22 protein-coding genes are annotated in these 26,865 nt (G+C 70.8%); 11 read left to right on the top strand and 11 right to left on the bottom strand.

The annotated features are described in order from the left end of the window. Window positions 1-93 precede the first annotated feature (93 nt). The 4 genes from rpsA (at window position 94) to coaE (ending at window position 4,177) form a co-directional block, all read left to right on the top strand. Complete coding sequence (gene rpsA, locus ABT294_RS27380; RefSeq protein WP_350809134.1) at window positions 94-1,578, top strand: 30S ribosomal protein S1; 1,485 nt, start codon at window positions 94-96, stop codon at window positions 1,576-1,578. Window positions 1,579-1,883: 305 nt separating this feature from the next. Next, window positions 1,884-3,035 carry an epoxide hydrolase family protein gene (locus tag ABT294_RS27375; protein WP_350809133.1) on the top strand — a complete coding sequence of 384 codons (1,152 nt, stop codon included), beginning with the start codon at window positions 1,884-1,886 and terminating at the stop codon, window positions 3,033-3,035. Window positions 3,036-3,067: 32 nt separating this feature from the next. Next, entirely contained in the window at window positions 3,068-3,496 is a 429-nt protein-coding gene (locus tag ABT294_RS27370) for a GNAT family N-acetyltransferase (RefSeq protein ID WP_350809230.1), read from the top strand. A 78-nt stretch (window positions 3,497-3,574) separates the two neighbouring features. Further along, window positions 3,575-4,177: a dephospho-CoA kinase gene (gene coaE, locus ABT294_RS27365; protein ID WP_350809132.1), complete on the top strand. Its 603-nt coding sequence runs from the start codon at window positions 3,575-3,577 to the stop codon at window positions 4,175-4,177. Between the two features lie 116 nt (window positions 4,178-4,293). Here coaE and ABT294_RS27360 read toward each other — a convergent pair whose 3' ends face one another. Next, complete coding sequence (locus tag ABT294_RS27360; RefSeq protein ID WP_350809131.1) at window positions 4,294-9,867, bottom strand: WD40 domain-containing protein; 5,574 nt, start codon at window positions 9,865-9,867, stop codon at window positions 4,294-4,296. A gap of 58 nt (window positions 9,868-9,925) precedes the next feature. On the opposite strand from ABT294_RS27360, the gene ABT294_RS27355 reads away from it, so the two are divergent. Together ABT294_RS27355 and ABT294_RS27350 are read left to right on the top strand one after the other, a co-directional pair. Continuing rightward, window positions 9,926-11,092 (top strand): ArsB/NhaD family transporter, encoded by a 1,167-nt coding sequence (locus ABT294_RS27355; protein WP_350809130.1) that lies wholly within the window; start codon window positions 9,926-9,928, stop codon window positions 11,090-11,092. Window positions 11,093-11,141: 49 nt separating this feature from the next. Next, a complete protein-coding gene (locus tag ABT294_RS27350; RefSeq protein ID WP_350809129.1) occupies window positions 11,142-11,582 on the top strand; it encodes a hypothetical protein in 441 nt (146 codons plus the stop codon). A gap of 11 nt (window positions 11,583-11,593) precedes the next feature. On the opposite strand, the gene ABT294_RS27345 is transcribed toward ABT294_RS27350, so the two are convergent. Genes ABT294_RS27345 through ABT294_RS27335 form a run of 3 tightly spaced genes read right to left on the bottom strand, consistent with a single transcriptional unit; the run spans window position 11,594 to window position 14,056 of the window. Next, window positions 11,594-12,394, bottom strand: coding sequence for an inositol monophosphatase family protein (locus ABT294_RS27345; protein WP_350809128.1), 801 nt, complete (start codon window positions 12,392-12,394; stop codon window positions 11,594-11,596). Between the two features lie 10 nt (window positions 12,395-12,404). Then, window positions 12,405-13,022, bottom strand: a complete 618-nt coding sequence (locus ABT294_RS27340; RefSeq protein ID WP_350809127.1) for a hypothetical protein — start codon at window positions 13,020-13,022, stop codon at window positions 12,405-12,407. Beyond that, the gene (locus tag ABT294_RS27335; RefSeq protein WP_350809126.1) at window positions 13,019-14,056 is read right to left on the bottom strand and encodes a hypothetical protein; all 1,038 of its coding nucleotides are present in this window, start codon (window positions 14,054-14,056) and stop codon (window positions 13,019-13,021) included. The genes ABT294_RS27340 and ABT294_RS27335 overlap by 4 nt, the downstream gene beginning before the upstream one ends. 180 nt (window positions 14,057-14,236) lie before the next feature. Here ABT294_RS27335 and ABT294_RS27330 point away from each other — a divergent pair, with 180 nt between their 5' ends. Together ABT294_RS27330 and ABT294_RS27325 are read left to right on the top strand one after the other, a co-directional pair. Beyond that, the gene (locus ABT294_RS27330; protein ID WP_350809125.1) at window positions 14,237-15,124 is read left to right on the top strand and encodes a PIG-L family deacetylase; all 888 of its coding nucleotides are present in this window, start codon (window positions 14,237-14,239) and stop codon (window positions 15,122-15,124) included. Then, window positions 15,114-15,359, top strand: coding sequence for a hypothetical protein (locus ABT294_RS27325; RefSeq protein WP_350809124.1), 246 nt, complete (start codon window positions 15,114-15,116; stop codon window positions 15,357-15,359). Before ABT294_RS27330 ends, ABT294_RS27325 begins: the two co-directional genes overlap by 11 nt. Window positions 15,360-15,369: 10 nt before the next feature. Here the strand turns inward: ABT294_RS27325 and ABT294_RS27320 are convergent, their stop codons facing one another. The 3 genes from ABT294_RS27320 to ABT294_RS27310 are packed head-to-tail and all read right to left on the bottom strand — an operon-like array spanning window position 15,370 to window position 18,950. After that, a complete protein-coding gene (locus tag ABT294_RS27320) occupies window positions 15,370-16,143 on the bottom strand; it encodes a sporulation protein (protein WP_350809123.1) in 774 nt (257 codons plus the stop codon). Window positions 16,144-16,152: 9 nt separating this feature from the next. Beyond that, window positions 16,153-17,391, bottom strand: a complete 1,239-nt coding sequence (locus tag ABT294_RS27315) for an SPFH domain-containing protein (protein ID WP_350809122.1) — start codon at window positions 17,389-17,391, stop codon at window positions 16,153-16,155. Next, the gene (locus ABT294_RS27310; protein WP_350809121.1) at window positions 17,388-18,950 is read right to left on the bottom strand and encodes an SPFH domain-containing protein; all 1,563 of its coding nucleotides are present in this window, start codon (window positions 18,948-18,950) and stop codon (window positions 17,388-17,390) included. Before ABT294_RS27310 ends, ABT294_RS27315 begins: the two co-directional genes overlap by 4 nt. A gap of 223 nt (window positions 18,951-19,173) precedes the next feature. On the opposite strand from ABT294_RS27310, the gene uvrB reads away from it, so the two are divergent. Then, a complete protein-coding gene (gene uvrB, locus ABT294_RS27305) occupies window positions 19,174-21,282 on the top strand; it encodes an excinuclease ABC subunit UvrB (RefSeq protein WP_350809120.1) in 2,109 nt (702 codons plus the stop codon). On the opposite strand, the gene ABT294_RS27300 is transcribed toward uvrB, so the two are convergent. Together ABT294_RS27300 and ABT294_RS27295 are read right to left on the bottom strand one after the other, a co-directional pair. Beyond that, complete coding sequence (locus tag ABT294_RS27300) at window positions 21,275-22,630, bottom strand: M1 family metallopeptidase (protein WP_350809119.1); 1,356 nt, start codon at window positions 22,628-22,630, stop codon at window positions 21,275-21,277. The genes uvrB and ABT294_RS27300 overlap by 8 nt on opposite strands. Before the next feature lie 52 nt (window positions 22,631-22,682). Beyond that, window positions 22,683-23,561, bottom strand: coding sequence for a serine protein kinase RIO (locus ABT294_RS27295; protein WP_350809118.1), 879 nt, complete (start codon window positions 23,559-23,561; stop codon window positions 22,683-22,685). 230 nt (window positions 23,562-23,791) lie between these two features. Here ABT294_RS27295 and ABT294_RS27290 point away from each other — a divergent pair, with 230 nt between their 5' ends. Continuing rightward, a complete protein-coding gene (locus ABT294_RS27290) occupies window positions 23,792-24,358 on the top strand; it encodes a hypothetical protein (protein ID WP_350809117.1) in 567 nt (188 codons plus the stop codon). Between the two features lie 129 nt (window positions 24,359-24,487). On the opposite strand, the gene ABT294_RS27285 is transcribed toward ABT294_RS27290, so the two are convergent. Then, window positions 24,488-25,006: a Uma2 family endonuclease gene (locus ABT294_RS27285; RefSeq protein WP_350809116.1), complete on the bottom strand. Its 519-nt coding sequence runs from the start codon at window positions 25,004-25,006 to the stop codon at window positions 24,488-24,490. Between the two features lie 119 nt (window positions 25,007-25,125). Beyond that, window positions 25,126-25,722, bottom strand: a complete 597-nt coding sequence (locus ABT294_RS27280) for a hypothetical protein (RefSeq protein WP_350809115.1) — start codon at window positions 25,720-25,722, stop codon at window positions 25,126-25,128. Window positions 25,723-25,866: 144 nt separating this feature from the next. On the opposite strand from ABT294_RS27280, the gene ABT294_RS27275 reads away from it, so the two are divergent. Beyond that, entirely contained in the window at window positions 25,867-26,655 is a 789-nt protein-coding gene (locus ABT294_RS27275; RefSeq protein WP_350809114.1) for a glucose 1-dehydrogenase, read from the top strand. Window positions 26,656-26,865: the final 210 nt, after the last annotated feature.

Genomic DNA, 26,865 nt, shown 5'->3' with positions numbered 1-26,865 from the left:
GTCGATGTCGTAATTCCTCGGCTTGATGCGGAAGAGGGCCTGCCGCGCGTCCGCCACATCGACATCCTGTCCGCGTTCGGAGCAATTCCACACATGACGTCCAGCACTGAGGCCACCTCGAGCACCCCGCAGGTAGCGGTCAACGACATCGGGTCCGAGGAAGCCTTCCTCGCCGCGATCGACGAGACCATCAAGTACTTCAACGACGGCGACATCGTCGAGGGCACCGTCGTCAAGGTCGATCGAGACGAGGTCCTTCTCGATATCGGCTACAAGACCGAGGGTGTCATCCCCTCGCGCGAGCTTTCGATCAAGCACGATGTCGACCCTGCTGACGTCGTGGAGGTCGGCGAGCACGTCGAAGCCCTGGTTCTCCAGAAGGAGGACAAAGAGGGCCGCCTGATCCTGTCCAAGAAGCGTGCTCAGTACGAGCGCGCCTGGGGCACGATCGAGAAGATCAAGGACGAGGACGGCATCGTCACCGGCACCGTCATCGAGGTCGTCAAGGGTGGTCTCATCCTCGACATCGGCCTCCGTGGCTTCCTTCCGGCGTCCTTGGTCGAGATGCGACGCGTTCGCGACCTGCAGCCGTACGTCGGCCGCGAGCTCGAGGCGAAGATCATCGAACTCGACAAGAACCGCAACAACGTGGTCCTGTCGCGCCGCGCCTGGCTCGAGCAGACCCAGTCCGAGGTTCGCCAGACGTTCCTCAACACCCTCCAGAAGGGCCAGGTCCGCAAGGGCGTCGTCTCGTCGATCGTCAACTTCGGCGCGTTCGTCGACCTCGGCGGCGTCGACGGTCTGGTCCACGTGTCCGAGCTGTCCTGGAAGCACATCGACCACCCCTCCGAGGTGGTCGAGGTCGGCCAGGAGGTCACGGTCGAGGTCCTCGACGTCGACATGGAGCGCGAGCGCGTCTCCCTGTCGCTCAAGGCGACCCAGGAAGACCCGTGGCAGCAGTTCGCCCGCACCCACCAGATCGGCCAGGTCGTGCCGGGTCGCGTCACCAAGCTGGTGCCGTTCGGCGCGTTCGTCCGGGTCGAGGAGGGCATCGAGGGCCTGGTCCACATCTCCGAGCTGGCCGAGCGTCACGTGGAGATTCCGGAGCAGGTCGTCCAGGTCGGCGACGAGATCTTCGTGAAGATCATCGACATCGACCTCGACCGTCGCCGCATCAGCCTCTCGCTGAAGCAGGCGAACGAGGGTGTCGGCACCGAAGTCGAGTTCGACCCGACCCTGTACGGCATGGCCGCCACCTATGACGACCAGGGCAACTACATCTACCCCGAGGGCTTCGACCCCGAGACAGGGGAGTGGCTCGAGGGCTTCGACAAGCAGCGCGAGGAGTGGGAGCGGCAGTACGCCGAGGCCCAGACTCGCTTCGAGGCGCACAGGAAGCAGATCGAGGAGGCCCGCAAGGCCGAGGCCGAGGCGGGCGAGGCTGCTCCCTCGTCCTACAGCGGCGAGACTCAGGCTCCCTCGAACAGCTCCTCGTCGTCGGCTCCGGCCAGCGGCGCGCTCGCCTCTGACGAGGCGCTCGCCGCGCTCCGCGAGAAGCTCGCGGGCGGCCAGAGCTGAGGCTCTGAGTAAGTAGTACCTGAGATAGGCCCCGCACGGGCGACCGTGCGGGGCCTTTCCATGTGCGGACGCGTGCTGGGCGTGCGAGCCCGCGGGGCGTGGGCCTGCTCGCCGAGTCGCTCCTGCGAATCCCGCTGGGCTACGTCAGTCCGGTCGACGTCATGGCCGGTCTGTCGCCGTCGCTGCAGGTGGGCACGTTCGTTCTGCTGATCGCTTGGTCTCTGCGTACCGGAAGCGGCGAGAGCGAGAGGCCGACTGCGTATTGCGGAACGAATCTTTCCGTAATGCCTTCTAGGGTTTCCGACATGAACGACATCACGCCTTTTCGGATCGACGTCCCGCAGGCCGACCTCGACGACCTGAAAGACCGGCTGAGCCGCACCCGCTGGCCCCGGCAACTGCCCGGAGGCGGATGGCGCCGGGGTGTCCCCGTCGGCTACCTGCGCGAGCTGGCCGCGTACTGGGCCGACGGCTTCGACTGGCGGGCACAGGAGGCGAAGCTCAACGCGTTTGCGCAGTTCACCACCGAGATCGACGGCCAGAGCGTGCACTTCCTGCATGTCAGGTCGCCCGAGCCCGGCGCCCTCCCGCTGATCATGACGCACAGCTGGCCCAGTTCTATCGCCGAGTACCTCGCGGTGATCGGGCCGCTCACCGACCCGCGTGCCCACGGCCTCGACCCCGCCACCGCCTTCCACGTCGTCGCGCCCTCGCTGCCCGGCTTCGGCTTCTCACCGTTCCCCGAACCCGCCGACGAGCGTCCATGGAACATCGCCCGCGTCGCCCGCACCTGGGCCGAGCTGATGGGCCGACTGGGCTACCGGCGCTACGGCGCACACGGCAACGACGCGGGCGCGCTGGTCACGCCGCAGCTCGCCGTCCTCGACAGCGAGCACGTGGTCGGCTCGCACATCACGGCCGGGCTGGGCGTCCCCACGGGCGACCCCGCCGAGTTGGACGGAGCCACGGAGGAGGAACGGGCCGGGCTGGAGAGGCTGGCCGAGTTGTTCGCCGGAGGCAGCGGCTACGGCCCATACCTCGCCAACCGGCCGCAGACACTCGCCTTCGGCTTCACCGACTCGCCCGTGGCCCAGCTCGCCTACCTCGTCGAACGGTTCAAGGAGTTCGACGGCTGGCCCGAGGGTGAGGTGGCCGAGCCGATCGAGCGCGACCTGGTGCTCACCAACGCCACCCTGTACTGGCTGACCGGGACGGGCGGCTCGTCGTCCTGGACGTACTACGAGGGCGCGGCCGGCATGCCGATCGACCAGACCGACGTGCCGACCGGCGTCTCGCACGGCGGGTCCCCGCTGATGCGCCGGATCGCCGAGCGGGGGAACACGATCACGCACTGGGCGGGGGAGCACTCGCCCAGCCACATGGTCGCGATGGCCGCGCCGGGGTCGCTGATCGGCAGCATCAGGACGTTCTTCGGGGGACTCGCCGTGAATGCGTGAAGTAGGGTGCTGCGGTGGACATCGAGCGGGCGATGGCGTCCGACGCGGGTGAGATCCTCACCGTGCAGAGAGCTGCCTACGTGACCGAGGCCCAGCTCTATGGAGACCCGTTCATCCCGCCGCTCGTCGAGTCCCTGGAGCAGGTCCGCGCGGCCATCGTGTCGGCGACCGTGCTCAAGGCGGTCGACGGGGGGCGGGTGGTGGGAGCCGTCAGGGGCCAGCTGTCCGGCACCACCTGCCTGGTCGGGCGGCTGGTGGTCGCCCCCGACCGGCAGGGCAGAGGCGTCGCCATGGCGCTGCTGACCGCCCTGCACGAGCTGGTGCCGGAGGCCGCCGCGTTCGACCTGTTCACCGGCCATCTGTCCGATGGGAACCTGCGTCTCTACCGCCGCCTCGGCTACCGCGAGACGCACAGGGAGCGCATGGACGACCACCTCACCCTGGTCCACCTGCGGCGCTGACCAGGCACAGGCGCATGTGCCTCCCCAGCGTCGTGATGGGCGGTAGTGGGCGGGATTGCCCGCCGATAGGCTTTCGGTGTGCTGACGATCGGACTCACGGGCGGTATCGGGTCGGGCAAGAGTGAGGTGTCCAGGCGGCTCGCGGCCCGAGGCGCCGTCGTGATCGACGCCGACAAGATCGCCCGTGAGGTGGTGGAGCCCGGCACCCCCGGCCTGGCCCGGGTGGTGGCGACCTTCGGCGACGGCGTCCTCCACCCCGACGGCTCCCTGAACCGGGAGAAACTGGGCGGCATCGTGTTCGCCGACCCCGACAGGCTCGCCGCGCTCAACGCCATCGTCCACCCGCTCGTGGGGGAGCGGGTGGCCGCCCTTCAGGCGCAGGCGGCCGACGACGCGATCGTGGTGTACGACGTGCCGCTGCTCGCGGAGAACAACCTGGCTCCCATGTACGACGTGGTGATCGTCGTCGACGCCTCCGACGAGGTCCGCATCGCCCGCCTCGCCGAGCACCGGGGCATGCCGGAGCAGGACGCCAAGGCCCGCATCGCCGCCCAGGCCGGCCGCGAGGAACGCCTCAGCGTCGCCGACGTCGTGATCCCCAACGAGGGGAGCCTGGAAGACCTGGAGGCCCGCGTCGACGCCGTGTGGCAGGACCTCGTCCGGCGAGCCTCGCTCGGCTAGCGGCCACAACGAGCAGAGGCCCGCCGAGGGGCACGAGCGCGGGGCATGGCGGGCCGTCGAGGGGCACGAGCGCGGGCAGTGGCGGGCCGTCGAGGCCCGCTGAGGGGCGCCCTGTCTCAGAAGGGGGCGTCGAGGGCTACCTGCCGCACTCCCGGCAGGTGCGGGTCCAGCTCGCCGAGCTCGAACCTCGACATTCCGATGACGTGCCAGAACTGGCCCGCCACCTCGCCCTGCACCTTGTAGCGGCCGTCGGGTGCCAGCGCCGCCCACCCCTCCGGCAGGCCCAGGAGCGTCGCCAGGCGGGTGTCGCCGTCCCAGAGGATCACCGTGCCGTCGTCGCCCGCGCTCGCCAGCAGGTCGGAGACGGGGCTGTAGGCGACCGACCAGACCCGGCGGGTGTGGCCCGTGTGCGTGTGCAGCAGCTCGCCGCTCTCGGTGCCCCACACCCGGACGGTGAGGTCGTCGCCGCCTGTCGCCAGGCGCTCGCCGGTGCGGTCGAAGGCGACGCTCCACAGCCGTCCGGCGTGCTTGTCGAGCGTGTGCATCAGGCGTGGCTGCCAGGGCTGGCCGGGACGCAGCTCCCACACCAGGGCCCGCCCGTCGCTGCTGGCGCTGGCCAGGTATCGGCCGGACGGGGAGAAGACGACCGAGTAGACCCGGTCGGTGTGCCCCTCCAGGGTCGCGATCCGGCCGCCCGATTCGACGTGCCAGATGCGGACGAGCCGGTCGTCGCAGCCCGTCGCGACGTACCGGCCGTCGGGGCTGAAGGCGATCGAGCGGACCCTGCCGCGGTGGTCGGCCAGGTTGCTCACCAGCCGGCTGGTCGGCCGGTACCAGATCCGGACGCTGTCGTCGTCGTTGGCCGTGGCCAGCATCTCCCCGTCGGGGCTGAACGCCTCGGCCCACACGTGGTCGGTGTCGGCGTCGAGTTCGCGCTCGTAGTCGCCCGTCGAGGCGTTCCAGAAGTGCACGCCGCCGTCGTTGCTGGAGGTGGCCAGCACCGGCCCAGCCGGTGAGAACAGCGCCGAGATGAGCCGGTCGGCGGTGCCGGTGAACTCGCGCAGGCGGCGGCCGGTGCGCGGCTCCCACACCCGCACCACGCCGTCGTTGCCGCTGGTCGCCAGCATCGAGCCGTCGGCGCTGAACCTGACGGAGGAGATCCGCCTGCCGTGCCCGCGCAGCACCCGCTGGCACTTGCCGGAGGAGGTGTCCCACAGCCGGACCGTGCCGTCGTTGCTGCTGGTGGCGAGCTGCTCGCCGTCGGGATGGAACGCGAACGGCCACACCGAGCTGCGGTGCCCCGTCAGCTCGGTGCGCCGGGTGCCGCCGGCCTCCTGCACGCGGACGACGCCGTTGGAGTCGCCGGTCGCCAGCGTGCGCCCGTCGGGGCTGAACGTCACCTGGTAGACGGCCGCCGCGTGGGTGGTGTGCAGGCCGCGGGGGGTGCCCGTGCGCGGCTCCCACAGGCGTACCGCTCCGGAGGTGTCGCCGGTCGCCAGCAGCGAGCCGTCGGGGGAGAAGGCCACGCAGTAGACGCTGCTGCCGTGTCCGGTCAGGGTGTGGCGCAGCTTCCACGACGTGGTGTCCCAGACGCGGACGGTTCCCGCCTCGTCGCCCGTGGCGAGCAGCCCGCCGTCGGGGCTGTGCACGGTGCGGTAGACCGCTCCTCTGTGCCCGTCGAGGGTGTGCGCGACCTGGCCGGAGGCGAGATGCCAGACCCGCACCACGCCGGCCGCGTCGCCGGTGACGAGCGCCGCGTGGCCGAAGGAGACGGTGTAGACGGGCGACTCGTGGCCGGACAGCCGGTGCAGGAGCTGCCCGGTGGCCGTCTCCCAGACGCGGACCACGCCGTCGCCGCCGCCCGCCGCGACCAGCTCGCCCGCGGGGCTGAGCCGCACCGGCCAGACGCCCTCGGCGTGCCCGGGGAGCGTGCGCAGCCGCTCGCCGGTGAGCGCGTCCCAGAGGATCACCATGCCGTCGCTCGCGCCGGTGGCGAGCACGTTCCCGGCGAAGGAGACGGCGTAGACGCGGCCGCGGTGGCCCTGCAGGTTCCGCACCGGCTGGCCGCCGACGCACAGCAGCACGCCGCCGTCGTCGCTGCCGATCGCGATCGTGGAGCCGTCGGGGCTGTACGCGATCGGCTCAGGCAGGCGGCTGGTCTGGAAGTGGTACCCGTACGGCACGCCGATCGCGGCGGGAGCCAGCTGCACCTCGACCGGCTGCCCCGGCACCACCGCCGCGCCCGGCAGGTGCGGCAGCGTGCCCGTCACGTTGATCAGCGCGGCCCGGTGCCACACGGCGCCCTCGGCCGAGATGTCGCTCAGGTCGGTGCGCGCCAGCCGCGCGCCCGACAGGTCGGCTCCGGTCAGGTCGGCGCCGGTCAGCCTGGCCCCGTCGAGCCGTGTGCCGACGAGCTTGGCCTCGCGCAGGACCGCGCGGGACAGGTTCGTGCCCGCCAGCGTCGCGCCGGTCAGGTCCGCGCCGGTCAGGTCGACCTCCTGGAGGTCTCTGGCCGACAGGTCCTCGCCCTGCAGGTTGGCGCCCCTCAGGTCGGCGCGGGCGGGCGTGCGCAGCCGGGCCGCGATCTTGACGGCGTTCGCGCGGGCGACGTCCTCCGGGGGTGGGTCGTCCACCCACGCCCGCAGCGCCCGGACGTCGGCCAGGTCGCACAGGAACTCCACGGTCAGCGCCGACAGCGGCCTGCGCGACAGCGTCACCGGCGCGTCGAGCGTCGCCGCGACGTGCCGGGCGATCAGCCACTCCATCACCGAGGCGTGGATGAACCCGAACATGCCCTCCTCGGTACGCACCAGCAGGCTGCCCGAGCCCATCGCGTACGCCGTGTGCGCGGGTGACAGTTGGCCGGCGGCGAGGTCGGTGAGCGTTTCGGCGATCTCGGTCAGCTCGTCCACGCCCAGCAGGGACTCGCCCGAGTCCCACAGCCGCAGCGCCAGCGCCGTCACCGCCCGCCACAGCTCGTCGGTGGTCAGCGCGGTCGCCGAGCCGGGCACCTTGGCCCGCCGCTCCTCGAACGCCAGCCACGAGCTGAGGATCTCCTCGTACAGCAGGGCCGGGCTGATCGTGTGGCGGGCTCCCGCCACCGTGCGCAGCCGGTCGGCGTCGAGGTCGGCGATGAAGCTGAGCATGCGCGGGTTCTGCGCCAGCGCGAGTAGGTCGGAGATGCCCTCCATGAGCGACATGCGCGCCGTGGCCTCGTGGCCGTCGTCGAAGCGGTTGGCCAGGTACGAGCGGATCTGGTCGTGCGTGAAGTCCTCGACGCTGAGCACCCGCCGCTGGGGCAGCACCCCCACCATCTCACCGAGCGAGGTCAGCACCTGGCTGTGCGACTTGAAGTGCTGGGTGCGGCTGGCCACGACGATCTTCGCCTTGTCCTCGGCCGCGGCCAGCAGCGTCGCCAGGTGGTCGGCCGCCCGGTCGTAGGTGAGCCGGGTGACCAACTCGTCGAAACCGTCGAACAGCAGCACGATCCGGCCCTGCCTGAGCAGGTAGCGGAACGCCTTGAGGTCGATGAACTCCTCGCCGTGCGCGGCCAGGTGGGCGGCCACCAGGCTGTCGACGCTGTGCGCCTTGTCCAGCGCCCGCAGCTCGATGAAGATCGGTGTCAGGTGCGGCAGCTCGGCCGGGATGCGCCTGGCCAGCTCGCGCAGGGCGAAGGTCTTGCCGTGGCCGAAGTCGCCGAGCAGTAACAGGAACCTGCCGTGGTCGGCCGCCAGCAGGCGCATCAGCTCGTCGGTCAGCCCCTGCCTGACCAGGTTGCCGGGCCGGTCGAGCTCGCGGTAGCGCTGCGGGACGTACAGCTCCGGCGGGTAGCGGCGGTCGGTGACGAGCCTGGACGACTGCTCGGCCACGTAGCCCGACAGGTCCAGCAGGCCCTGGAACTCGGTGAAACTGCGCAGCCTGACCCCCCTGCGCATGAGGTCGTCGCGGAGCGCGCGGGCAGGCGGCGGGCCGCCCTGGTAGACGAGCTCGGCGGTCAGGTCGGCGGCGTGCGCCCGCCGGACGAAGTCGTCGGTGTCGGCGGCCGTCAGCTCGCCGACATGCGCGCCGATCATCGTCAGCCGGACGAAACCGTCCTCGGGGTGGGTGACCACCAGGTGCGTGGGGAAGCGGCGGATCCTGGCCCGCTCGTGCCTGGCCTCGCACACCTCGGTGATGCGGTCGAGCAGCAGCTCGACGGGGCTCGGCTCGCGCTCGGCCGGTTGGGGCGCGGGGTCGGGCTCGGGCAGCGCCTCGCCGGCGAAGGTGGCCTGCGCGGCCCGCCAGCCGGACGAGACGCGCTCGGGCTCGCCGCCCCGCGGCAGCCAGGTGCGCAGCCCGGCAGGGGTGATCTCGACGACCTGGTGGTGCCCGGAGCGCGGCGCGGCCACCGCCCCCTCGCCCGCCTCGCCCGCGCCGTGGAAGAGCAGGTTGAGCCGGTGGCCGAGGAGCCGCTGGAACGCCGGGGCGTCGTGCAGCGCGGCGGGCGGGTGGCCGATCGCGCCCAGCCGCAGCCACGAGCGCTCCTCGTACGGGCGCAGCCGCTCGGCGAACCAGGCCGCCTGCGCCTCGCCGAGCAGCGCGTACGCGTCGCGCTCCAGGTGGCTCATGGCCATCGTCGAGTTCAGCCCCGCCACGACCACCTTCAGGTCGGGCACCTCGAACAGGCTCCACGGCTGGCCGCCGTCGAACACCCGGTCGTCCAGCCCCTGGTACACCTCGCCGAACAGGCCCGCGAAGTGCCGCCACTTCGGCCAGTACGGCGGCTGCGGGATCACGTCGTCGGCCTCGCAGGTGAGGAAGTACGCGCTGGCCGCCGCCTTGGTCACGTCGCGGGGGCCGGGCACGATCACCAGCCGCTGCGGCTCCAGGCCGATCAGCAGCCTCAGGTCGGTCAGGAACCGCGTCGCCTGCCCGAACTGCCCGAGACTGCCCGACTCGGTGAGGTCGCCGCTGACGACCATCAGGTCGGGGCGTGGCATCCCCCTGTCGTACATCTCCGTCAGGTCCGCCCAGATGCGTGCCTGCATGTCCTCGGGGGTGAACGGCTCGCCGGGGTCGGGCAGCGCGCGTCCGAACCGGGGGCCGCCGATGTGCAGCACGCTCAGCGACTCGCGCGGCTGGGCCGTGACCGCCGACAGGGGGAACTTCGGCGCGGTCACGGGAGCGCGCCGCGCCCGCGACCGCTCGGCGGGCGGCGGCAGCGTCGGCGCGGGCAGCGGCACCGCCGAGCCGGACGGGAACGCCGGGGCGGCCTCCGGCTTGGCCCGGCCCGCCATCGCCTCCTGGACGCGGCCCAGCAGCAGCGCCCTGGCCTGGCCCGAGTCGGTGACGCCGAGCAGGTCGACCCAGGTGATCGTGGACAGCAGCCCTTCGAGCTGGACGTCCTCCAGCCGGATCGTGACCAGCTTGTTCGACGGGTTGTCGGGGTCGGCGCGCAGCGCGGCCTGCCACTCCAGGCGGCCGTAGCGGGAGGTCAGGTAGTTGCGGGAGAGCACCGCCACGACCAGCTGCGCCTCGCTGACGCCGCGGTCCATGAAGTCGATGAAGTTGGTGCCGGGGACGAAGTCCCACGCCTGGATCATCGTCCGGTAGCCCGCCGCCTCCAGTTCCCAGGCGATCCAGGTCGCCCACGCCGTGTCGGCGGGGGAGTAGCTGACGAAGATCTCGGTCGGCCTGCCGTCACGCGCCATGCCGCCCAGTATCCCCCGCGGAATCGGCATCGCGCAGCCTGTGTGCGATCATCGTCGGGTGTGGCGGCGTCTGGGCGTGCTCGACTGGATCAGGATCGGGCTGCTCGCCCTCGGTCTCCTGTTCGTGGCGACCGGGGCGCTGCCCCTGCGCGACGCGGCCGAGAGCCTCGACACGATCTGGCCGCTGATGATCTTCCTGGTGGCCGTCATCGTGCTGGCGGAGCTGACCAAGGAGGCCCAGGTCTTCGACGTCATCGCCGCCAGGCTGGCGGTGTTCGGCCGCGGTAACTACGCCGCCCTCTTCCTGCTTTGTACGGCTTTCGCATCTTTTGTCACGATTTTTCTGAATCTCGATACGACTGCGGTGTTGCTGACGCCGGTCATGCTCGCCCTCGCGCCCAGGGCCCGCATCGCCGCGCTGCCGCTGGCCATGACCACGATCTGGCTCGCCAACACGGCCAGCCTGCTGCTGCCTGTCTCGAACCTGACCAACCTCCTCGCCATGAACAAGCTGGGCCTCGACGCGCAGCAGTTCGCCGCCCGCATGTGGGCGCCGCAGCTCGCCGCGATCGCGGTGACCATGGCGTTCCTGTGGATCTTCTACTGGCGCCGGGGTCAGCGCCGCGACGCGCGCTACACGCCGCCGCTGCTGGAGCCGGTCGCCGACCGGGTCGTGTTCGCCGCCGCGTCCGTCGCCTGCGTGGTCTTCATCGTCGCGCTGCTGCTGAAGGTGCACGTCGCCGTCGCCGCCTCGGCCGCGGCGCTGATCGTCGTGCTGGCCTTCCTCGTCCGCCAGCGCGGCCGGCTGACCTGGCGTCTCGTCCCGTGGCAGCTGGTGATCTTCGTGACGGGCCTCTTCCTGGTGGTGCCCACGCTCAGCCGGCACGGCCTGGCCGACCTGATGAGCTGGATGATCGGCGGCGACCACGACCCCTACCGCACGGCCGCCGTCGGCGCGGGGCTGTCGAACGCGATCAACAACCTGCCCGCGTACCAGGCGGTCCAGCAGGTCGTCCCCCACCAGGACCAGCTCCTGGCCCTGCTGGCGGGCACCAACGTGGGGCCCGTCATCACCCCGTGGGCGTCCCTGGCGACGCTGCTCTGGTTCGAGTCCTGCCGCCGCCACGACGTGAAGGTGCCCATGCGGCGCTTCCTTCTCACGGGCGCGGGCCTGGCCGTCGTCGGCCTCCTCGCCACCGTCTGGGCGCTGGTCGCCACCACCTGACCGGCTCCCGGCGGCCGACCACACGCCTGAGTCATGGAAGATTAAAGGCATGGTCAAATCCCACTATATTGCCGGTTTCGGTCTTGTCCTCGCGCTCGCCGGGTGCGGCTCCTCCGGCGCGGCGGCGCCCGAAGCCACCTCCGGTTCGCCCACGTCCAGCGCTCCGGCCGCGGCGCCTGCCTCGTCCGCACCCGCCGAGAACCAGACGCACACCGTCACCTTCGAGGTGCTCGGCAAGGGCAAGGCGATGCAGCCGATCATGTACGTCGCCGACGAGGACGGCACGGCCAGCGGCGTGGACCTGCCGTGGTCCAAGACGTTCAAGGTCGAGGTGGTCGGCGCCGAACACCAGGTCGGGCACCTGCTGTCGATCGTGGCCGGCTCGTCGCAGGCGGCGAACGGCCGGCTCGAGGCGGCCGCCTGCCGCATCTCCGTGGACGGCAAGCAGGTCGCCTCCGGCAAGGGGACGTGCGAGTACAAGCTCACGTAACCCCGGCCGGGTCAGCGGAGGAGGTCGAGGAGGTGAGGGAGGGCTCGGGGGTGGGCGGCCACGAAACTGCGGTCCTCGGCCGTCCCGTCGATGTTCTCCTCGAACGCCCCGCCGTCCAGGGCGCGGATCTCGACGCCCGCCTCCTGGGCGATCAGCGCCCCCGCCGGCAGGTCCACCGACTCCGCCCGGTAGCCGACGATGCCGTCGATGTCGCCCCTGGCCAGCATCGCCCACGACAGCAGCGGCGCCCACAGCTGCAGCACCCGCCGCGCCGCGAGTTCCAGCGTGCCCTTGAGCGCCCGCACGGTCGCGTCGTCCCTGGCCACGGCGTACCCCTGGGTCCAGGCCAGCAGCGGCCCGTGCGGCGAGGGCCGGTACGGCGCCGCCAGCCGCGCCCCGGACGCCGTCACGGCGCCGCACCCGCGGATCGCCGACCAGGTCTGGGCGGTGACGGGATCGTGCACCACGCCCAGCACCGGACGTCCCGCGCGGCACAGCGCCACCCCCACCACGTACGCGGGCAGCCCGATCGCCACGTTGTTGGTGCCGTCGAGCGGGTCGACCAGCCACGTCCACTCCCCGCCGGACGCCCCCAGCAGCCCCGACTCCTCCGCGATCACCGCGTGCGACGGGTACGCCGTGAGGATCCGCTCCACCAGCAGCTTCTCCGAGGCCAGGTCCAGGTCGGTGACCACGTCCCCGGACCCGCCCTTGGGCCGGACGCCGAGCGCGCCCCGCGTGCCCTCCAGCAGCAGCGAGCCCGCCGCCTCGGCGGCCTCCACGGCGACCGCGCGAGCGTGATCCAGATCCATCGGGCACCCCTCAGGTCAGGTGGGCGGTGATCAGGCGGACGGCGCGGGCCGTCTCCTCGGCGTCGAGCGGCTCTCTGCACACGTGGTGGACGCTCCCGCCGAGCGGCCCGAGCGACAGGTCGTGGCTGCCGGGACGCCCCCGTCCGAGCGCGATCGTGGCGGCCTCGCCGCCCTCGGGCACCACGCTGCTGTGGAAGCGGTCGGCGGCCAGCGTGTAGGTGTCGCCGGGGCCGAACGACTCCACCAGCCCGGTCGCGTGCCGCACGGTGCGGCGGGTGGGCGTGATGCGGTCGCCGTCGGCGGCGCTGACCACCTCGAACACACGGTGCGTGGCGTCCCGACCGGCGTCGGTGACGACCGCGTGCACGTTGCGCACCTGCCCGTACAGGACGTGGCTGACGAGGTCCCAGCTGTGGCAGTGGATCTGGGACGTGGTGCTCCGGGCGTGCGGCAGCGAGTCGGACCACAGGTGCACGCACACCCCTTCGCCGCCGTCGCGCTCCAGCGGCAGGCAGACGAAGCCGAGCGGGTGGCGCACGGCCGTGACGCCGGGCCCGGACAGCGCCCGGAGCGCCCACGTCCGCGCGCGTCCCTCGACGACCTGCTGGTAGACGCTGGGGTAGCTCATGCGTACGGGTCCCTGGCACGCAGCGCCTTGCGGGCGATGTCGACGATGTCGCGCAGGTCGTACGACTTGGGCAGCGGCACCCCGATCCGCTCGAACAGCTCCTGCACCTCCTCGACGGTGGGCTCGTCGCTGAGCGGCACCCGTTTGTAGGTCTCCAGCGGCACCCGGCGCGCCTGCTCGAAGCTGAGCCGCAGCTCGGTGTCGCAGTTCTCGTAGTAGAAGGTGTCGGCCAGCGCGGTCATCGCCCGGTTCGGGTCCTCGACCGTCATGATCAGGCGGGTGGACGACAGGTCCCAGCGGAACGTCGTCATCGTGGACGACAGGCCGACCCCGATGTCGAGCAGCCCGTAGCGCTGCCGGTGCCAGAACGCGGCCAGGATCGTCGCGTAGGACTCCTTCCTGGCCCTGTCGGTCGTCCACGTCTCGCCGGTGCCGTCGGGGGCGTCGGACAGGGAGCGCCGGTAGTGCGCGTACGTCTCGCACACCTCCACGTCGGACGGGTCGATGACCTCGATCCTGACCGTCAGGTGGCGCTTGTCCCGGCGGGCGGCGGCGACGCACTCGGGCAGCGTGACCGCGCGCAGGTAGGTGCCGGTGCCGCCCTTGAAGCTCCATCGGGTGGTGTCCTTGCGGGCGTCGGCGTGCGCCTGCGCGATCTCCTGGCGGCTGCCGAGCACTCTGACGAGCTGGAGCGAGTCGAGGGCCCTGCGGGTGCCGGTGACCAGCGTCTCGATCTGTTCCAGCCGGGCCAGCCGTACCGGCAGGTCGGCGAGCGCGCCCGAGGTGATCGTCTCCTCGACGGGCGCCTGGCGGACCCGGTCGCGCAGCAGCGCGGTCGCCACCAGCGCCAGGATCACCAGCGTGGACGAGCTGACGAGCTGCCGCTGGATGTCCACCCCGTTCTTGCCGAAGACGTCGTCGGGGATGACGCCGAGGACGCCGACCACGATCGCCAGGCCGAGCGCGATCGCACCGTCGGCGTTCTGGGCCGCCCATGACGCGAGCCGCTTCGACGCCGCAGTGAACCGTGCCATCGCTCGCCCCGCATCCGACGATCAGTCAGTCCCCAAGGTCATGTTAACGACTGCGTCATGCGACTGCCAGCGCACGTAAAGCCACGACGTCATACCCGAGAATGAGTGAACAGATCCACCTTGGAGCTCATGTGCTCGGGGCGTCCCGATGCCTACGCTTGCTGCGACACGGGGGTGGGGATGAAGGGGATACGTGCGCTGTGCGCGAGCCTGCTCGCGTTGACGCTCGTGGCGTTCATCGTCTGCCCGGTGACGGTGCAGGTGGCGGCCGCGGTCGCCGACATGCCGTCGCCGGGCGAGCGGTTCCTGCAGGTTGTCGCGCATCCCGACGACGACCTGCTGTTCATGAGCCCCGACCTGTACGGGGCGGTCGCCGAGGGGCGGCCGACGGTCACGGTCTACCTCACCGCGGGCGAGGGCACCGCCGGGTTCGACGACGAGCACGACCCGACCGTGTACGTCCGCGACCGGGAGGACGGCGTGCGCGCCGCCTACGCCTATCTGGCCGGGGTGCGCAACGCGTGGCGCTCCACCCCGCTGAAGGCGGGGAGGCTGCCGTTGACGATGGACACCCTCGTCGACAGGCCGCGGGTCAGGCTGGTCTTCGCCAGGCTGCCCGACGGCGGCGACCCGCGTGCCGACGGCGGCCGCTTCGCGCTCACCCGGCTGTGGAAGGGCGGGGCATGCGTGCGGGTGTACGTCCCCGGCGGGCCCTGCGCGAGCAGGGAGGACGTCATCACCGCGCTGCACGTCCTGTACGTCAGGTTCGGATCGAACGTGCTGCGCACGCTCGATCCCGATCCGCCGCCGCACGCCAGGCGCGATGACCATCCCGACCACGTCGCCTCGGCCCGCTTCGCGCTGGCCGCCCTCCAAGGGCTGCGGATGCGGAGAGCGTCGTACCGCGGCTACCCGATGACCGGCTGGGCGCCGAACGTCGCCGCCCGGCTGCGTGAACTCAAGCGTCAGGTGTTCGGCGAGTACCGCCGCCACGACTACCGGGTGAACGGCTGGCGCTATCGGGCCTGGATCGAGCGCATGTACAGGATTCCCGATCATGGACCCTGATGTTCTCGGCTACTACCAGCGTGGCGGCGAGCTGACGCGGTCACGCGAGGGGCGCGGGCGGCTGGAGTTCTGGCGCACCCAGGACGTCCTGCGCCGGGTGCTGCCGCCGACACCGGCGCGGGTGCTCGACGACGGCGAGCGGCGTGAGCTGCTGCTCGCGGCCGCCCGCCGCCTGGAGTCGGTGCCTTCGCTGCTCGGCGTCAGCGGCCATCTCCTGGCCGTGACCCACGCGTAGCGCCGGGAGGTCAGAACCAGCCGCGCCGGCGCGCCATCTGCTCCAGGCCGTGCTGCAACGCCTGGTCCGCCGAGCCCGGGTGGTCGTCGTAGCGGACCGTGAAACGGTTGTAGGCGTCGTGGCTGGAGGTCAGGAACCCGCCCCGCTTGTCGGCCTCCAGGATCACGTCCATCTGCTGCGGGCCGGCGATGAACGTCAGCTCCAGCTCGTTGAAGTGGCGCCGCCACGACCCGCCCGCGTAGTACTCGATCTCCTGGAAGAACGGCATGGTCGAGCCGTACAGCGTCCCGCGCTCCAGGTCGGCCTTCTTGAAGGCGAAGCCGAGCCGGTCGAGCGCGGCGATGACGTACTCCTGGGCGGGCAGCGGGTTGACGAACAGCGGGTCCAGGTCGCCTTTGTCGAGCGCGCCGGCCAGCGCCAGCTCGGTCTGCACGCCCAGCTTCATGCCGTGCAGCGGGTGCCCGCCGATCGCGCTGATCGGCGTCTCCCACGGCATCGGGATCTCGAACGGCTGGCTGTGCTCGGCGCCCGCCGCGAGCTGGAACGACCCGGCCACCTGCCGGCGCAGGAAACTGTAGGTCGTCTTGTACTCCTCGTCGCCGCGCTCCACCTCGACCACCGCGGTCAGGTCCAGGTGGATGCCCTCGACCTTGTAGTCGGCGTTGCCGCCGCGGAAGTTGACCACCCCGCGCAGCGGCTCGCCGGGACGGACACCGGTGCTCGACAGGACCGTGTCGACTTCGACGCCCGCGCCGAACGCGGCCATCAGCTTGCGGAACACCATGGGGTTCTCCTATGCGGTCGGTGCGTGGCCGTTGCCGCCGGCCGAGATGCGGGGGAGCAACTGGGCGAGCAGCAGGGTGGACAGTGCGGAGTCGCCGGTGCCCTGCTGGGTGCGGACCACCAGCGGCTGGGGGGCGCTCTCCGCCAGCTTGGCGCCCACGTCCAGGCGCCTGCGGGCCAGCTCGTACTGCAGCACGGCCCGGTTGTCGCGGTACGACTCGGCCAGCCGGCGCAGCGCCTTGGCCTCGTTCTCGGCCGCGGTCAGCTCGGCTCTGCCGCGCGCCTCGATCTCCCAGCGCACCCGCTGGGCCTCGGTCTCCTGCTCCTCCAGCATCCGGGCGACGTCCTTGCGCGCCTTGTTGTGCGCGGCCTTGACCTCGACGACGCGGGCGTCGCGGGTCTTCTTGGAGCGCTCGATCTCCATGAGCAGGGTGTCGATGCGGCGCTTGCGGGTCAGCTCCCACTCGCGCTCGTAGGCCGACAGCTCCTTGGCGACCTTCTCGCGGGTCGCCAGGTGCTGCTGGTACTGGTCGGGCAGCTGCACGTCGGGGATGTTGGCGCCGGTGACGCGCACGCCGTACCGGCCGAGCTGGCGGTTGAGCGCCTCCTGCATGTCGCCGACGTCGGAGCCGCGCAGGTCGTACGCGCGTTCGGTGTTGACCCTGCGGCTGCGCTGCCTGATGGCGTCCTGGACGGCGCTGGCCAGGACCAGGTCGAAGTTGCCCGCGCCGATCGTCCTGACGAACGCGACCGGGTCCACGATGCGGAACTTGAGGAAGAACTCGATGGACTTCAGCGGCACGTTCTCGGCCGTCGGGCAGGCCACGATCGGCGCGGAGTACGGGATCTCGGTGGAGGTGTCGACGACCGCGTCCACCCGGTCCCACGGCAGCCACAGGTAGTGGCGGCCGGGGGGCAGCGTGCCGGTGATGGCGCCCCAGCGGCTGCGCACGCCGGTGGTGCCCTCCTCGATCTCGATGATCGCCTTGCGCCAGATCCAGATCAGCGCGACGAGCAGCAGGAACAGCGCCGCGATCACGGCCAGGACGGTCGTGACGGGATCGTTCGCCATGACCGCCGTCCCGGCGAAGTACAGCGCCAGGAACAGCAGCGACGCCCAGGCGAACCCGCGCCGGTCCTTGGGGATCACCACGGGCACGAGCTGGCCCTGCTCGCCGCCGCGCAGCAGCTGCCTGATGTCGGACCAGGAGGCCAGAGACTCCTTGATCTTCGAGAACTCGCGGCTCATCGGACCTCACCCTCGATGGCCGGTACGTCCTCCGGCTCCTCCGCCACTTCTTCCGCCACCTTCTTGAGCAGGGCGGCGATCTCGTCCTCCCTGCCGCGCACGCGCTCGCCGATCTCGGCGAGCCTGGAGCGGATGGCGGCCATGTCCTCGGGCGAGAACAGCGCCGCCCCCGTGCCGCCGACGAGCTGCTGCGCCAGGGCCAGGAAGTCGATGTCGGTCTGCTCACCCACCTGCACCACCTGCGGCAGCCTGGCCGAGACCGACTCCAGCTTGTCCAGCAGGTCCTGCTGGAAGCGGTAGTCGAGGATCTCCGGCGCCTCGGCGGCGGACAGCGCCCTGATGTCCAGCGCCTGCGCCTCCAGGAGCGCCGAGTTGGCGTTGGCCGACGACTCCGCCTCGACCAGCCGCTGCCTGGCCTGCGCCTTGGCCTGGTGCGAGGCCCGTTCCAGCGCGGTGTCCATGCGCGCCTGGTAGCCGGCGATCTCGGCCTGGATCGCGCTCAGCGTCTCCTGCAGCCCCGCCAGCTCCTTGACCAGGTCGCCCTCGTTCTGCTCCTTGCGCAGCTGCAGCTCGTACTCGTAGGTGTAGGCCTCCTTGGCCACCCGCACCATCTCGGGCGCGGCGAGGTCCATCCGGTACTCCTGGCTGGACGGCTCGGCGTGCGTGATGTTCACGTCCGTCAGCCGGACGGCGGGCAGGAACTGCTGGTTGAGGTTGTCCAGCATGCCCACCGTGCTCTCGCCCACCAGGTCGTAGATATCCTCCGCCCGCTGCGCGTAGATGAGTGAGCGGGTGACCTCGCTGATGGCGTTCTGCAGCTTGGACTGGAAGCCGCTGACCGAGCCGAGCACGAAGATGAACTCGGCCGGGTTCTCGATCCTGAACTGCAGGAACATGTCGACGCTCGCCTTGACGCCCTGCTGCGTCGGCGCCTCGCGGATCGGCGCGTTGAACGGGTACTCGCGGGTGGTGTTGACGATGTAGCTGACCCGCTTCCACGGGTTGAACAGCGTCACCCGTCCGGGCTCGGCGATCTGCACCAGCTTGCCGAACTTGGTGATCAGCGCCTTGCAGCCCTCGGGCACCATGACCACGCTGCGTCGCCACCACAGGAACGCCGCGGCCAGCACGAGCACGATCCAGTAGTGTGCGCCGAAGAACACCTCGGTGTCCGGGATGACGTTGCCGAGCGCGCCGATCAGGCCGAGCACGACCAGGATGGCCAGCGGCACGACCACCTTCGCGGTGCTGCCCTTGGGGATCACGACGGGCGAGATGACGTGCATGCCGTTCTCGGCGAAGCTGCGGTTGACGATCTCGCCGGCCTCGTTCAGCGACGCCGTCCTGGCTTCGATCAGCGTGCCGACGGACGCGCCACCGTCGCGGGCGGCGGCGAAGTCGTGCGGGTTGAGCGCGAACCCCGGGGCCTGCCCCGGCACCTGGAACTGGCCTGCCTGGTCTATCGCCTGCCCGACGGCCTGGCGCACATCACCCCCCTGGAGCACCGCCTGGGCTACGCCCTGGCCTGCCTGGATCAAGGCTTCTCTGGGTCGTGACATCGCACCTTCCTTTTCCGCTACAGGCGAATCAGACCGTATCGGGTGAGACTTGCTGATCGCTTGCAACGGCGGGGTTTACGGGGTGATATCGGGCGTTCCTTGGCTCGCGGGGGCGCTCACCGCCGTCGCGTACCTCCGCGCACCCGCCGAAGCACCGCTGACCTCTGCCGGGCCCGAGGCCCGCCGACGAGTTCTGTCAGTGGCGCGGCCTACAGTGGGCAGCATGCGACCGGTCACAGATTTGCAGCGGAAGGTGGCGCCCTTCGAGGTCGTCACCGAGATGACTCCTTCGGGCGACCAGCCGACGGCCATCGCCGAGCTGGAGCGCCGCGTCAAGGCCGGGGCGAAGGACAGCGTCCTGCTGGGCGCGACGGGCACGGGCAAGACGGCCTCGATCGCCTGGCTGATCGAGCGGCTGCAGCGGCCCGCGCTGGTCATGCAGCCCAACAAGACGCTCGCCGCCCAGTTCGCGAACGAGCTGCGCGAGATGCTGCCCAACAACGCGGTCGAATATTTCGTCTCTTATTACGACTATTACCAGCCTGAGGCGTACGTCCCGCAGAGCGACACCTACATCGAGAAAGACTCCTCGATCAACGACGAGGTGGAGCGGCTGCGCCACTCGGCGACCAACTCGCTGCTCACCCGGCGCGACACGATCGTGGTGGCGTCCGTGTCGTGCATCTACGGCCTGGGCACGCCGCAGGAGTATGTCGACCGCATGGCCAGGCTCAGCGTCGGCATGGACATCGACCGCGACCAGCTCCTGCGCCGCCTGGTCGACATGCAGTACACGCGCAACGACCTCGCCTTCACCCGGGGCACCTTCCGGGTCCGCGGCGACACGATCGAGATCATCCCGAAGTACGAGGAGCTCGCCGTCCGCATCGAGATGTTCGGCGACGAGATCGAGAAGCTCTCGACCATGCACCCGCTGACCGGCGAGGTCATCACCGAAGACGAGGAGCTGTACATCTTCCCCGCCTCCCACTACGTCGCGGGCGAGGAGCGGATGGCGGCGGCCGTGGCCGGCATCGAGGCCGAGCTGGCCGAGCGGCTGTCGGAGCTGGAGCGCCAGGGCAAGCTGCTGGAGGCGCAGCGGCTGCGCATGCGCACCACGTACGACATCGAGATGATGCGCCAGATCGGCACCTGCTCCGGCATCGAGAACTACTCGCGCCACATGGACGGGCGGGCCGCCGGCAGCGCCCCCAACACGCTGCTCGACTACTTCCCGGAAGACTTCGTGCTGGTGCTCGACGAGTCGCACCAGACCGTGCCGCAGATCGGCGCCATGTACGAGGGCGACGCCTCCCGCAAGCGCACCCTCGTCGAGCACGGGTTCCGGCTGCCGTCGGCGCTCGACAACCGGCCGCTGAAGTGGGAGGAGTTCCTGGAGCGCATCGGCCAGACGGTCTACCTGTCGGCCACGCCGGGGCCGTACGAGCTGGGGCGGGTCAAGGGCGAGGTGGTGGAGCAGGTCATCCGGCCCACCGGGCTGGTCGATCCCGAGGTCGTGGTCAAGCCGACCAAGGGGCAGATCGACGACCTCGTCCACGAGATCCGCGCCCGGGCCGACCGCGACGAGCGCGCCCTGGTCACCACGCTGACCAAGAAGATGGCCGAAGACCTGACCGACTACCTGCTCGAACTCGGCATCCGCGTCCGCTACCTGCACAGCGAGGTCGACACGCTGCGCCGCATCGAGCTGCTGCGCGAGCTGCGCACCGGCGAGTTCGACGTCCTGGTCGGCATCAACCTCCTGCGCGAGGGCCTCGACCTGCCCGAGGTGTCGCTGGTGGCGATCCTCGACGCCGACAAGGAGGGCTTCCTCCGCTCCGACACGTCCCTGATCCAGACGATCGGCCGAGCGGCGCGAAACGTCTCCGGCCAGGTCCACATGTACGCCGACAAGATCACCCCGTCGATGGAGCGGGCCATCGACGAGACCAACCGGCGCCGGGCCAAGCAGATCGCCTTCAACCAGGCCAACGGCATCGACCCGCAGCCGCTGCGCAAGAAGATCGCCGACATCCTCGACTCGCTGCAGCGCGAGGACGCCGACACCCAGCAGCTCATGGGCGGCGGCCGGCAGCAGTCCCGCGGCAAGGCCCCGGTCCCGGGCTTCGCCGCCAAGCAGGCGGGGCAGCACGCCAGGGCGATCGCGGGGGAGATGCCGCGGGCGCAGATGGAGTCGCTGATCGAGTCGCTGACGGAGCAGATGCACCAGGCGGCGGCCGACCTGCAGTTCGAGGTGGCGGCCCGGCTGCGCGACGAGATCAAGGAGCTGAAGCGGGAGCTCCGCGACATGCGGGAGGCGGGGGTCAAGTAGTGGCGGGCGTGGTCGGCGAGTCGAGCCACTGGTCGACCAGCGCGGTGAAGTCCTCCCCGGTCCGGGCGTTCAGCCATGTCACGAACGACGCCCTGTCCTGTGTGGTCCCCCGGTGCTCCTGCACCCAGGCCCGCAGGGTCGCGAAGAACCGCTCGTCCCCGAGTCGCTTGCGGATCTCGTGCAGCATCAACGCAGGGCCGATGTACACATTGCCGGCCCCGAACCGGCCCGGGGTGTACCGTCCGGGCGGCCCCGACTCCCGGCGCAGCCGCCCGTCGATCTCCCTGGCCTCGGTGAGGTAGTCCTCGAGCGTCTCAGCCGTGTGGTCGGCCGCCCACTGCCACTCGATGTACTCGGCGAAGCCCTCGTTCAGCCACAGGTCCCGCCAGGTCCGGGGCGTGACCGCGTTGCCGAACCACTGGTGCGCCATCTCGTGCGCCACCACCTCGGGCCTCAGGAAACTGGGGGCCAGCGTCACCATCTGCTGGGTTTCCATCCCCGAGTCGCTGGTGACGACCACGCCCGCGCTGGAGAAGGGGTACGGCCCCAGCCGCTTCTCCAGCCAGCGCAGGATGCCCGGCGTCTGCCGTACGACGGGGAGGTTCTCCGTCTGGTCACGCTTGTTCAACCAGTACGTGATCGGGATTCCACGCGGCCCCTTGGCGGCGAAGTGGCGGTAGCGATCGGCCGTGAACAGCGTGACGTAGCTGGCGACCGGCTCGGTCGAACGCCAGTGGTAGGTGTTCCCCTTCCGGCCGGCGAAACGCCCGTGCGCCACCGCCGCCCACCCGCGTGGCACCTTGATCGCCACATCGTAGAGCGCCTCGTCGGACGGCTGGTCGTTCACAGGGAACCAGGTGAAGGCCCCGTACGGCTCCTGCAGCGCCCATGCCGACCCGTCGGCCGCCGAGCGGAAGCCCAGCCGCTTCATGTCGGAGCGGTACTGGCGGGTCCGTGCGGGTTCGGGAACGCCGTGATACCGGACGACCACCCGAACCCGCGCGTCCGCCTCCAGCGGCGAGCGCAGCGGGATCACCAGGTCGTCGCCCGGGTGCCGGGCCACGACCCGGGTGCCCGCGACCGTGACCTCGTCCACGCGCAGCGCGCGCCCGAAGTCGAGCGTGATCTTGTCGATCTTCTTGACGGCCCGGACGGTGAGCAGGGCCGTGCCGGTGAGCAGCCGCCGAGACGGTTTCCAGTCCAGCCGCAGCCCGTAGTGCAGGACGTCGATCGCGGGGTTGCCGTACGCGGGGTAGACGGGGTCCGCCACCGGCTCCGAGCGCCCCTTGTCGGGGACGCCCGGCACGGCCACCGCCGCGGTGAGTAAGAGGGAGATGATCGAATGCATGGGCGACAAGGTAGTGGACGGGGGGCTTTCCACGAGAACGATATTCGGTCCGTCAGCTCATGCCCGCCTCCTTGTGGAGCAGGGCGGACAGCGAGTCGGGGTCGGCGGCGGCGACGCCCTTGGCGGCGAACCAGGTGGCCACGTTGCGGGCGTCGCGGTCGAGGAAGGACCGGCCCGCCGGGTGCGCGATCACGTCCACGATCTGCGGCAGGTCGATGATGACCAGCCCGCCCTCGTGCACCAGCAGGTTGTACGCCGACAGGTCGCCGTGCGCCAGACCCTCCCTGGCCAGCGTGACCATCGCCTCCACCAGTTGCTTCCACAGCTCGTCCAGGCCTTCTGAGACGTTGGCCAGGCGCGGGGCGGCGAAGCCGTCCGGGGTGCCGACGAACTCCTGAAGGATCTCCGTGCCGACGATCTGCACCGGATACGGCACGGGCAGCCCCAGCTCGCGCAGGCGGCACAGCGCCCCGAACTCGGCGACCGCCCACTGGCCCGCGATCACTTGCTTGCCGAACGCGGTGCGGTTGGCCATGGCCCGGTTCATGCGGCTCTCGCGGGTTCTGCGGCCTTCGAGGTATCCGGCGTCGCGGTGGAAGAGACGGTGCTCGGAGGACCGGTAGCGCTTGGCGGCCAGCAGGCACACCCGGTCGGTGCCGGGCACCCCACGCGAGATCAGATGGACGTCGGCTTCCTTGCCGGTCTTGAGAATGCCCAGCTCGGTGTCGACGGCGGCCAGCTCGGTGACCAGCCAGCTCGGATAGGGCTGGGGGCCGCGCTCGGTGGGAGTGCTCTGGTCCCAGGTGGACCAGCGGTCGCCCTCGGGCGGCCCGTCGTCGGCGGACGTCTCGGGCGTCCTCTCGAGCCATTCGATGTCGTCGGCGTCGAGGGCGTACTTGCCACGGCGGTGGTGTTGCGAGTGCTTCGGCACGGTGGGATCTCTCCAGAAACGAAGCCCACCGGCTCGGCGATCAGGTCAGCGGATGACCGGTGGGAAGGTATGAGGACGCGGAAAACGGCACGCGAACAGTCGTCATCACGGTCTCACCCTCCCTTCGCGCCGACGGCGATCAACTCGTGTGAGTATGCCGGTGATCACCGTGGCGGGGCAACCGAATAAATCAGGTGAACGTCTCCCACCGGGCTTGTACGGTGCAGGACATGCGGCGATGCGGAGTGTGCTCTCACTGGGAACCGGCCGGAGCCCCGGGCTGCGCCCGGTGCGCGGCGCTGGTCGACGAGATCGTCGAGGAGGGCTGGCGGGCGTTCCTCGCCGCCGAGTTCGCCACGACCGCCCCCGGCCCGGCCGAGGAGCGGGCCATCGCCGAGATGGTGGTCGACGAGCCCGACAAGCACGTGTGGCGGGTGGTCGACGCCGCCTATGACCGGCTGACCTGCGACGAGTGTGGCGGCAGACTCAGCAGGGGGCCCGCCGGATGCGCCCCGTGCGACCTGGCCAACGGCTTCCGCTACGCCGCCATCGAGATCGACCGGCCGGAGGCGGCACCGGGGAACGAGCACGGACTGCGCGTCAACGTGTCGGTGGTGCGCAGACCGTCGGGGATCTCGCCGCGCGAGCTGCTGGCGCGCCGGCTGTCGCTGCCGATCCTGCTCGAAGGGCGGCTGCCCGCCACGGCCGAGGCGCAGGCGGGCAAGGCCCTGCTGAACAGCGGCGCCACCGAGGCGGAGTTCGCCGAGTACCTCTATCGGGAGTGGGACGCGCACTGACCCGCGCGGCGGGACGTGCGTCGATGTGCCAGGTGGGGCGTGCGCTGACCCGCGAGCTGCGCCCCGCGCAGAGCCGCGCGGTGGGATGTGCGCCGAAGCGTCAGGTGGTGTGCGCGCTGGGCCGCCAGGTCAGCCGATGACCTTGTCGAGGTCGATGTCCACGTCGAAGCCGATGTAGGTCTGGAGTCGCCCGCGATGGATGCCGGTGGGGACGTAGGCCTTGACCACGGGTTCCAGCTCGAACGTGTAGACCACCATCGCGTTGTCCTCCTGCTCCACACGCCAGAAGTGCCGGATGCCCGCGCTGGAGTACTTGACCGGCTTCGTGGTCCGATCACGCTCACGGGACTCTTCCGAGACCACTTCGACGACCAGGTGGACATCATCCGGCCTGAATGTGGTGGCTTCGAGGGAGAACGCCGACCTGTTGATCACGATGACGTCGGGCTCAGGACGCTGCCGTACCCCCAGCGTCACCGTCATTTCACGAGCGGTCATGAGATCGGCGGGCGGCCGGATCCCGAGTGCGAGGTCGGTCAGCCGGCTGTTGGCGAGCATGTGGAAGACCGTCTGGGGTGGCCGCATGATGAGTGCGCCGTCGATCAGCTCCACGTGCCGCGGCGCGTCAGGGGGAAGGTGATCCAGCATCTCGGCGGTCCATCCGCCAGGTGGGCCTGGATGGAACCACTCCGGGAGGGCACCGGACATCGTCGTAGCCTCTCTGGAGATCTCACGTCGGGTGACCATCATGTCACCCTGGGTGGGAGTCAGGAGAGGTCTTTTCGCTCCCGGCTGTAGAGGCGGTCGATCTCGTCGAGGGGGTCGGGGGCGGGGCGGCGGGACTCGATCTCCAGCTCGGTGCGGGCGTGGAGGTCGTCGATGCCGGTCGCGGCGTGGTGGACCTGGTCGCCGAGCAGGTCGGCGCGGATGCGGGCGCACATGGACGTCAGCTTGGCCTGGTGCTCGCGGAGCCGGTCGAGCGTGGCGTGGTCGACGTACGGTGACATGCGGCGTTGCTGGGCGTACATCCCGAGCTGGCCGTCGTGCACCTCGGCCTGGCTCGACAGGTCGGCCATCAGTCTGGGCAGGTCGCCGAGGTGCCAGCCCCGGCCGTGCGCCTGATCGATGGCCTGGCGGGTCAGCGACACCTCGCGCCGCAGGTCGAGCCGGAGCCGTTCGACCTCCGCGGCGTCGCCGGGCCCCATCGCGTTGACGTGGGTGGCCAGGCGCGTGGTGGCCTGCTTGGCCTTGGTGGCAGCCTTCTTGCCGACCTTGACCAGCAGGTAGACGGCGACGCCCGCGACCAGGAGGAGGAACGCCAGGATCGCCAGCACGATGAGCACGACCTCGCCGATCGGGGCCACCTCCTTCAGGGGGTTCTGCCTAGAGGATAGTCGGCTCGGACGGCTTGCGGGCGGGCGCTCGTCGCCCTTCAACCAAGCAAGCTCTTGATTGTTCTCTGATCGCCGTGGTTCGCTGCTGCTACAGGCCGCGGAGGGAGCGAGCGCATGCTGGACGGCAAGGTCGTGATCATCACGGGCGGCGCGAGGGGCATGGGAGCCGCCACCGCCCGGCGCTGCGCCGCCGAGGGAGCGCGGGTGGTGCTGACGGACGTCCTCATCGAGGAGGGCGCCGCCACCGCCAAGGAGCTCGATGCCCAGTTCGTCCCGCACGACGTCACCAAGCCGGGCGACTGGGGCGAGGTCGTCGCCACCGTGACCGAGGCGTACGGCAGGCTCGACGGGCTGGTCAACAACGCGGGCATCGCCGTCCAGGGGCCTCTCGAGCGGCAGTCGCTGGAGGAGTTCGAACGGGTGCTGAAGGTGAACCTGGTCGGGGTGTTCCTGGGCGTCCAGTCGGTGGTGGCGCCCATGCGCGCCGCGGGCGGCGGGTCGATCGTGAACATCTCGTCGGTGGCGGGCCTGACCGCCTTGCCCGGCACGAGTGGGTACGGGGCTTCGAAATGGGGCGTGCGCGGCCTTACCAAGATCGCCGCCGTCGAGCTTGGGCCCGATCGGATCCGGGTCAACTCCATCCACCCAGGGATGATCGTCACCCCGATGACGGCCGGGCACGGCGCGGTCTCGGGCGCGGGCCGCTTCCCCATCGTCGCGGCCGGGCGCTGCGGCGAGCCGGAGGAGGTCGCGCAGGCGTCCGCCTTCCTCCTCTCGGACGCGGCCTCGTACATCACCGGCGCCGAGCTGGCGGTGGACGGCGGCTGGGCGGCGGGCATCACCCAGTTCCGCGCGCCGACGAGCGCGGAGGCCACGACCGACGAGACTGCGGCGACCACATGATGCGCCCTCCCGTCATACAGCCTTCAGCGGGACGGGCCTCCGCGGGGGGCCGGGCCTCCGCGGGGCGCCCCGACGCGAGGCGGGTTTCCGCGAGGCAGGGTTCCGCGAGGCGCCCTTCCGCGAGGCGGGATTCCGTGGTGCGGGTTTCCGCAAGGCGGGCTTCGGTGGTGCGGGCTGGCGTGATTCGGGCGTGTGTGATGTGGCTGTGCG

It is taken from the genome of Nonomuraea sp. NPDC000554 (assembly GCF_040300065.1).
Classification (GTDB): domain Bacteria; phylum Actinomycetota; class Actinomycetes; order Streptosporangiales; family Streptosporangiaceae; genus Nonomuraea.
This window is presented reverse-complemented; position numbering and strand designations above follow the sequence as displayed.

Bases quoted from the DNA above. Each gene is read 5' to 3' on its own strand.
- ABT294_RS27375 (WP_350809133.1), top strand. From the start codon at position 1,884: ATGAACGACATCACGCCTTTTCGGATCGACGTCCCGCAGGCCGACCTC.
- ABT294_RS27285 (WP_350809116.1), bottom strand. From the start codon at position 25,006: ATGCTGGATCACCTTCCCCCTGACGCGCCGCGGCACGTGGAGCTGATC.
- ABT294_RS27360 (WP_350809131.1), bottom strand. From the start codon at position 9,867: ATGGCGCGTGACGGCAGGCCGACCGAGATCTTCGTCAGCTACTCCCCC.
- uvrB (WP_350809120.1), top strand. From the start codon at position 19,174: ATGCGACCGGTCACAGATTTGCAGCGGAAGGTGGCGCCCTTCGAGGTC.
- ABT294_RS27310 (WP_350809121.1), bottom strand. From the start codon at position 18,950: ATGTCACGACCCAGAGAAGCCTTGATCCAGGCAGGCCAGGGCGTAGCC.
- ABT294_RS27335 (WP_350809126.1), bottom strand. From the start codon at position 14,056: ATGGCACGGTTCACTGCGGCGTCGAAGCGGCTCGCGTCATGGGCGGCC.
- ABT294_RS27290 (WP_350809117.1), top strand. From the start codon at position 23,792: ATGCGGCGATGCGGAGTGTGCTCTCACTGGGAACCGGCCGGAGCCCCG.
- ABT294_RS27325 (WP_350809124.1), top strand. From the start codon at position 15,114: ATGGACCCTGATGTTCTCGGCTACTACCAGCGTGGCGGCGAGCTGACG.
- rpsA (WP_350809134.1), top strand. From the start codon at position 94: ATGACGTCCAGCACTGAGGCCACCTCGAGCACCCCGCAGGTAGCGGTC.
- ABT294_RS27275 (WP_350809114.1), top strand. From the start codon at position 25,867: ATGCTGGACGGCAAGGTCGTGATCATCACGGGCGGCGCGAGGGGCATG.
- ABT294_RS27345 (WP_350809128.1), bottom strand. From the start codon at position 12,394: ATGGATCTGGATCACGCTCGCGCGGTCGCCGTGGAGGCCGCCGAGGCG.
- ABT294_RS27370 (WP_350809230.1), top strand. From the start codon at position 3,068: ATGGCGTCCGACGCGGGTGAGATCCTCACCGTGCAGAGAGCTGCCTAC.
- ABT294_RS27320 (WP_350809123.1), bottom strand. From the start codon at position 16,143: ATGGTGTTCCGCAAGCTGATGGCCGCGTTCGGCGCGGGCGTCGAAGTC.
- ABT294_RS27330 (WP_350809125.1), top strand. From the start codon at position 14,237: ATGAAGGGGATACGTGCGCTGTGCGCGAGCCTGCTCGCGTTGACGCTC.
- ABT294_RS27340 (WP_350809127.1), bottom strand. From the start codon at position 13,022: ATGAGCTACCCCAGCGTCTACCAGCAGGTCGTCGAGGGACGCGCGCGG.
- ABT294_RS27300 (WP_350809119.1), bottom strand. From the start codon at position 22,630: ATGCATTCGATCATCTCCCTCTTACTCACCGCGGCGGTGGCCGTGCCG.
- ABT294_RS27350 (WP_350809129.1), top strand. From the start codon at position 11,142: ATGGTCAAATCCCACTATATTGCCGGTTTCGGTCTTGTCCTCGCGCTC.
- ABT294_RS27315 (WP_350809122.1), bottom strand. From the start codon at position 17,391: ATGAGCCGCGAGTTCTCGAAGATCAAGGAGTCTCTGGCCTCCTGGTCC.